4 protein-coding genes and 1 pseudogene are annotated in these 7,096 nt (G+C 53.7%); 2 read left to right on the forward strand and 3 right to left on the reverse strand.

Annotation, left to right across the window (positions count from 1 at the left end; genetic code table 11):
* On the forward strand, window positions 1-810 hold an 810-nt coding region (locus MUU53_RS22655), incomplete at its 5' end, for a hypothetical protein (protein WP_247262872.1).
* Window positions 811-1,452: 642 nt separating this feature from the next.
* On the opposite strand, the pseudogene MUU53_RS22660 reads toward MUU53_RS22655, so the two are convergent.
* The 3 genes and pseudogenes from MUU53_RS22660 to MUU53_RS22670 form a co-directional block, all read right to left on the reverse strand.
* Window positions 1,453-2,618 (reverse strand): annotated as a pseudogene (locus MUU53_RS22660) (site-specific integrase).
* The gene (locus MUU53_RS22665; RefSeq protein WP_247262873.1) at window positions 2,608-3,027 is read right to left on the reverse strand and encodes a type II toxin-antitoxin system VapC family toxin; all 420 of its coding nucleotides are present in this window, start codon (window positions 3,025-3,027) and stop codon (window positions 2,608-2,610) included. The pseudogene MUU53_RS22660 and the gene MUU53_RS22665 overlap by 11 nt, the downstream one beginning before the upstream one ends.
* Window positions 3,027-3,269, reverse strand: coding sequence for a type II toxin-antitoxin system Phd/YefM family antitoxin (locus MUU53_RS22670; RefSeq protein ID WP_247262874.1), 243 nt, complete (start codon window positions 3,267-3,269; stop codon window positions 3,027-3,029). Before MUU53_RS22670 ends, MUU53_RS22665 begins: the two co-directional genes overlap by 1 nt.
* Window positions 3,270-3,870: 601 nt before the next feature.
* On the opposite strand from MUU53_RS22670, the gene MUU53_RS23325 reads away from it, so the two are divergent.
* Window positions 3,871-6,342, forward strand: a complete 2,472-nt coding sequence (locus tag MUU53_RS23325) for a UbiA family prenyltransferase (RefSeq protein WP_247262875.1) — start codon at window positions 3,871-3,873, stop codon at window positions 6,340-6,342.
* The last annotated feature ends 754 nt before the right edge of the window (window positions 6,343-7,096 follow it).

A 7,096-nucleotide genomic window follows, 5' to 3' on the forward strand; every position in this document is an offset into this window, starting at 1 on the left:
ATAGCATTCAAAATCATCGGCTCGCTCCGCAACTTTCGGAGCGCCAAATTCCATGCCTATGGTCAACATACGGTTAAGCCTGAAAATTTGCGACAAGCCCAGTTTCCATTTCTGATCGAGGATGTAGTCGATCACCTAGGCAAAGATTTTCTGATCTGGAGCCTCGATGCCGCAGGCGACACGGCCGACAACATGATCAACAGAAATCCCGAATACAAAAAGGGTCTGGATGCGCAGAAGGCAAACAAGGTCGCCGGGTTCCTGTTTTCCGGTGCGGGCAACGATGTGATCGGCGAAGATCTGCTCGGCAATCCTGTTCTTTCTACCCTGATCAAACCATATAAAAGCGGTAAGGATGCTGCCTGGCACGTGGACAAGGCAAAGCTTGCCGAAGTTCTAGCCCGCCTCGAGAAGGATTATAGAAAGCTGCTGGCGACGGTTCGGGGCGATCCCGACTTCAAAAAGCTGCCGATTTTTTTCCATGGCTACGACTATGCCATTCCGGGCGGTTATCCCGGTGACAAGCGTCATCCCATTTACGCCAAGCAGGACGAGTGGCTCGGTGGCCCTTTGCGGGATAAGAATATAACTGATCTAGCCCTGCAGCGCGGGATCATCCGAGTTCTCATCGATGCCTTGTACGACATGCTCAACAACGTGGCAGGAAAAAGCAGGCAGACCAAAATCTACGTGATCGACGTGCGTGGCGAATTGAAAGAGGGAGACTGGGCAGATGAGATCCATGCCACGTCAATCGCATTCGGTAGGGTGGCGCGTCGTTTCAAGAAGGTTATCGATGCGGCGCTGTGACTTCAGTTAACTGGATCGCGAAACAGCGGAAATTGCTGACGTCACTTCTCATGTGGATTGGAGAGCAGATGCACACTCAAATACAGCCCGTTCGCATCGACGCGCGATCCATGTGGACAGAAGTTTGCGATGTCGAGAGAGGGGTGACATATCAGTTGACCGCGTCTGGTCGCTGGTGGGACTGGTTTGTACCTTGCGGGCCTGACGGCTATACCGCAAAAATCCTAAGCCCTTTCGCCGACAGAAAGAGATCGCCTCAGAATCCATGGTTCTGCCTGATGGGTTCGATAAACCAGGATGCAGGCCGCTTGTTTCGTATCGGGAGCTCCAAACGGTGGACAGCGACGACCACCGGCATGCTGAGTTGTTTTGCGAATGACATACCCGCTATGTATTGGAACAACTGGGGCGCCATTACACTCCATTTATCGCAGGTTGATTAAGTTTCCGGGACTGTCTGTTCACTGAGACTCGTTGGTGACCGGCGAAGGATAACAATAATGCGGTTCCTTGAATTCTGAAACGTCGAAGTTCCCGATAGATCGTTCTGCGATCGAGGCAAAGCTGTTGGCGGCATTGGTCAAGATGTCTTAGCTCCGATGAGTTTTCCGCCAGCCCAAACGTCAGGGACATCGTCGCAGATCACAGAACCAGACGCGCCGCCCGTCCCATCTTTCGCTCAGTGTTGTTATAGTATCCCGACGCTTGGGTCGCCGACCTGTGCATGGATTGCTGCATAGCTTCAGGCAGTGGGATGCCGCGGTTCGCAGCTTCGGTGAGATAACCGGAGCGCAGTCCGTGCGCGGAAAACTGCACCGGGTCGAGGCCAGCCTGTGCAATACGCGTTTTCAGGATCAGATTGACGGATTGGGGTGTCATCGCCCGCCGATCGAGATTGCCCCACTGGTCAATACGGCGAAAGACTGGTCCCGCTTCGATCTTTGCCTCACCCAGCCAATGTTTGAGTGCGGTGACTGGCGGGCCGATCAGCACGACATGCTCGTTGTCGTCGGCCGCGGTGGTTTTGGTGCGGCCGAGACGGATTGTCAGGCAGGGCAGGAGAGGAGAGAGCTCATCGGCTGGATTGGCGCGAACCGGTTCCTCGTCCACCAGATCCTCGACGCGTAGTGCCGCCACCTCGGAACGCCGGCGGCCGCCGGATGCGAAAGCCATTAACAGAAGCGCCCGGTCGCGTAGATCGACCAGGCGATCGCCGGCGCAGGCTGCCAGCAGCTTTGCGAGGATGTCGCCGGTCACGGCCTTCTTGCTTTTCCTTTGTCGCGGGCGATTGCTGGCGCGAACCGCCAGACGCAGGGCACTCTTCAACGACGGCGCCGAAAACGATCCGGTCAGGCCACGCCAGCGAGTGAGGATAGACCAGGAGGTCAACCGGCGACGAACTGTCGCTGGCGCATGCGGGCCGGTAGCTCTCAGCAGCCCCTTGGCACGCAGCACCATCGCCACGTCTTCGGGCATGCCGTGATCGGGATTGGTTTCCCGCTCTGTTGGATTCCACAGATGGTGCGCGACGAATTTTAAAAGCAGGCTTTCGGGTGCGGCCAGGGGAGGGAATTGCCGGTCGCCACGGAACACCAGGATTCGAGGTAGGCGAGATCGGACGCCAGAGCCCGCATGGTGTTATCGCCCATGCCTTCGCTGGCCAGATGCTTCAGCGTCGCGACATCGTCGTCTGTCAGACGTTCCGCGAGCTGGTCGCGCCGGTCGAACGGAAGGATGGCGTCGAGCGCGTCGAGTTCTTCGGCACGCTTTAGAACTTCATTGCCTGAAAGCGGGGGCTCAGTGTTCATGTTCGAGTGGCCCAACGACGGTGACACCTTCACCGCGAGCGGCAATGGCCATCTTTCGGTCGCCGGTTGCCAGAGGTAACCCCTGGGTTCTGGCAAGCGCGACATAGCTTGCGTCGTATGCCGTCAGCGCGTAACGCGCCGCCAGTTCCAGCACCAGCCCATCTCCGCCGGATCCGGCGTCCTCGAGCGGTAAACCTCGCAACTGCGTCATCAGCAGCAGCGCTTCGCCCTGCTTCAGCCGCCCGCGTCGCTCGGCCACCAGAAACAGATTGCGAGTCTCAAACCAGAACAGTGCCGGCACAAGACCGACCGTCGAGCGCATCTCCGACATCAGCCGATCGGCGGCGGCGTGTTGTTCGTCGGGCAGAAACCAGGCTGCGGCAATGGACGCATCGAGAACGAATGTCATCAGTAACGCCGGCCTTCATCGCGCCATTCGCGGATTTCGTCCTGGGTGGTGACGGCGCGGCCAGCGCGCTGGGCCTTGATCTCGGCGATCAAGGCATCGACGTCGTTGTCTCGGCGAATGCGGGAGAGGCGGGCGACGGGGGTATTGCCGCGCGAAATAATCACCTCTTCACCCGCTTCGACTTTCGCCAGCAGCTCGGACAGATGGGTTTTGGCCTCGGCGACCTTGACGGTAACGGTCATGACGGGTGCTCCAGGTTTGTCTCTCTCGTCGAGCAGATGGTATATGGCATCGTTTTTCGACTTTCTGCGCCATCATACGGCCGTTTCCGCAAGTTGGTCAAGGCATAACCATATCACTATCGATACTTGAGCCCTATCGATAATTATAAACTCAGCTGCCAATCTTACCATGGTGTCGGCTGGCATCTAATTGGGGGAACGCACCGCCTCCAACGGATGATGTCACTTAATTTGAGATGGGTCGGTACGTTTTTCCGTCTTGAACGTTTTCCGCACCGGCAATAACCTACTGCACCATAAGCCATTTTTCGTGAGAGGTCGCCGATAGGCGGCCAGTCTTATCTAGACGGGGAACCTCAACTTAAGTGCAAAAGGCGAAGCGAGAATCTCAAATCAAATGCCATGTCTAAAAATAAATACCGGCCTAACTTTTTGAAACTGTTAGGTCTGTAGCCTTACAGATAAGTGCGAAACCACGAGGGTTTTGATCCAGAAGCCATGCTAATGTGATGGCGGGTGCACCAACTGCGGGCGACATGCAATTGGAATATCAAATATTTCTGCCTATAAGCAGAGCAATTTCAGAGTACAAGGTTCATCCGTGCGCGCACTTATCGACAATCCTATCTTCGGAGGACTGGTCCTCTTCCTTGTCGCGGTCCTCTGTTTTTTCTTCGGAATTACGCTTGGAAGTGTCGCGACAAATTACCTGTGGGCGGTGCAATTCGATACGAAACTTGGCAAATCATTAGCGCTCTTGTGTGTGCTGCCCCTGTTGCCCTTTCTAGTTTTTCGTCACTATTTTACTGCGCCGAGTTACGAAAATATCCCGCCGTCCAACAAATGGGGCGCGAGCGTGTGCGCCTTGCTGGTCATGGTGTTTGGGGGCGGTGTCGTGGTATATCTCCCTTCGCTCCCATGGTCAGCCGCACTCGCAGTGGCGGTGATGTACATTCCATGTTGCGTCTATGCAATTTTCAATCTGACTGCAAAGCGAGCAGAATCCTCCGCCTCTTCCGAACAGAACCGCACTCAGCAGAGCGCTATCGTCAAGAGCTTTGAGAATACGGTTTATTTTCCAGCTTACTTGGTTTGCACGACAGCAATCCTTTTGGGGATATACTGGGTCATTGCGATCAATGGACTGCAGCCGATTCCAACCGATCCTACTGTGATCCCGGCAGGGCGAGAATTCACGATATATGACTACTACTCGGCGCTTTATTTCTTTATCGCGCTTGTTTCCACCGAAATTGTCATCTTCGCCCTCTTTTATAGGCGAACGCTTCCGACTTGGGCGATCCATGTCGCGCTGCCGGCACTGTTCGCCGGGCTCGCTTTTGCCGTATATTTGGGGACCAAGGTTGCGTTTCCCAAATACGTGATCGCGATCTATGGGTTGACATACAGTCTCGGTCTCGCGGAAGTCGTTAAGCACATCTACTATCTTCAAAGGTTGCCGGCTTCTACAGGCACTGAGAAAGACATTGCTTATTATCTGCGGGGGGCGAATTGGGCGTCTGTGGTATTCCCAATATCGAGTCTTTTTGTGCCCGTCGTGGTTCAAGAAATGACCGCTCTTCCCATCGTGCTGTTTGTCTACCTAGCAATTATCGGCTGGCTGTTTCCTGCGCCATCGACCAAAAAGGGATTTTACGCTCTGGTCTATTGTTTCGGCTGCGCGATCACCGCTTCCCTTGCCTATATGCTGAGTGTAAGCGGCTATGGCATTAACTCGATTCTACCTGAGAATACGGATCCTGCTAAATTCCTTGCTCAGGATAACGGCCGCTATTGGTTCAATGCTACACTAACATTGCTCACTCTCTTTGGTGCGTCGGTTACTCTCATTCGCTTCGCAAAGGACGTGTTCGGTCTAAAGTTAGACGCGTTTTTTAAGAGTCTCTACAATCCACGTTTATTCGACTATTCGATCGGCGGCGTAATGCTGCTACTGTTTTCGGTATCTGTGTACATCACGTTCTGTGTGACTATCTGGTTTCTCCTTGCACTTGGTCACTTCCCTCTTTTGACCAATGAAGCAAAGTTCGAAATTTCAATTCGGTTGATAACCTCAAGCTTTTCGGGGTTGATGCTGACTGTAATGGTGCTGCTCATCATTCTTGTCCATCCCCGGTTAATGAAACTATATATAAAGGAAGCGAAGGAACTTGAAAAAATCGAGGATGATAACGACAAATTCTCTGGCCCAGGCATTGAGGTTCCGTCGTTCACCGGCCCCGTAACTGAGAGCGCAGCAAATCAGTCGATGTTCGCGGATACTCTAAACGTCTTTCTATCAGGCAGGCCCGTTCTCAGTTTCATCGCAGGATCCGCATCAGCAGTACTGTCAATGGCGTCGTCGGATGTGAGTTTCATATCTCATTTAACCGTGTTCATGTCCATCTTCATGGCTACGATGGTAGGCTTTCTAGTCAATGATATGTTCGACATTGGGAAGGATCGGGCGGCGGGAAAGCGTAAGCCGCTCACTACAGGTGCCCTCAGCATACGCACGGGTACATTTTACGCATCCGGTATGTCAGTTGCTGCAATAGCTGCGACTGCTGCTTGTTTTGGGGTAGATGCTGCCGTCTACATCACGCTGATCATCGTCTGTGCGACATTCTATTCGCCAGTATCCGCAGCGGTTCCTTTGATAAAAGGCCCATACACAGCCCTCCTTGTCCTCTCACCATTCGTGTTCGCGTCGGCCATCGGAAAGATCGGTGTGCAGGGCGAGATTTACGTCGCTCTGTTTTCGTTCGTGCTTTTCCGGGAGATGGCACTAGATGCTGTTGACCTTGATGGCGACCTACGCGCGGGTTTCAAGACCATAGCCTTCTTCATCGGGCGAAAATTCGCCTTCGCTTTAGGCCTCCTCGGTATGCTTGGCGCTAGCGCTTTTGGAGCATACGTGTTCGACAACTCGCACGGGCAGTTGTACATGTTTGGTGGAGTAATAGTACAGCTTGCCGTTGTCATCCTTAGTTTTTGGGATGAGCGTAAATCGCTATCGGTGAGCCGCTTTGTACTTCTCGCGGGCGTTCTTGCGATAGGTTTCAATGCTTAACGCGGTTCGTCGAGCAAGAACTCCGCTTCTGTTTCTAATTCTGCTGCTTTGTTTGCAGATTGGAGCAGGAGTAGGCCTATGGCCATCCTACCAGGATATCTTTTCAGCCATTTCGAAATGGTTGGCAGGTCGTGGGGCATTAGCAGTCTTCGCCGTCTCCTTGGTGGAGAACATCGCCATTTTGAACACTTACTTCCCTGGCGCTATCGCAATTCTTGGGGCCATGGCGGCTACATCGGGAGATCCAGCACTAGCTCTGAAAGTTTGGCTTGCTATCACGATGGGCGCGGCCGCTGGGCAGACAGCCAGCTTCTACATAGGCCGTCAGGTTCAGCGCGTAAAAACGAATGTCACTTCTCTTGCAATGCTTACCGCCTATTGGCATCCGTTTCCTGGATCGCTTGTCTCTTTCACCGCGGGTAGGAGTGGATCAAAAGAGATCGACTTCTTCCCCCGCGCCGGGGCTATTCTACTCTTTTGGAACGTCTTTTGGGGTGCCGCTATGTACCTCTTCGGAAACTTCATAGCGTCCGAAAACTCGTTGGCCTTCATTGTGGGAGTTCTCGTTGTGTGGGCAGGCTATGCAGTTTTTGTGGGGTCGCGCAGGAGTTCGGGTTAAGGCGTGAGCCCAGACCCCTCTAAATGAAGGTTTTTGCTCCAAGACAGTCAGACCCGGTGGGCTTGTCGCAAACATATTCGGAGCTCGCGCTTATCCCCTAAGCATCCTCATTTTCATGCTTTGTTAAACTTTTTG

The sequence above is a fragment of the Affinirhizobium lemnae genome (assembly GCF_022968395.1).
Taxonomy (GTDB): Bacteria; Pseudomonadota; Alphaproteobacteria; order Rhizobiales; family Rhizobiaceae; genus Neorhizobium; species Neorhizobium lemnae.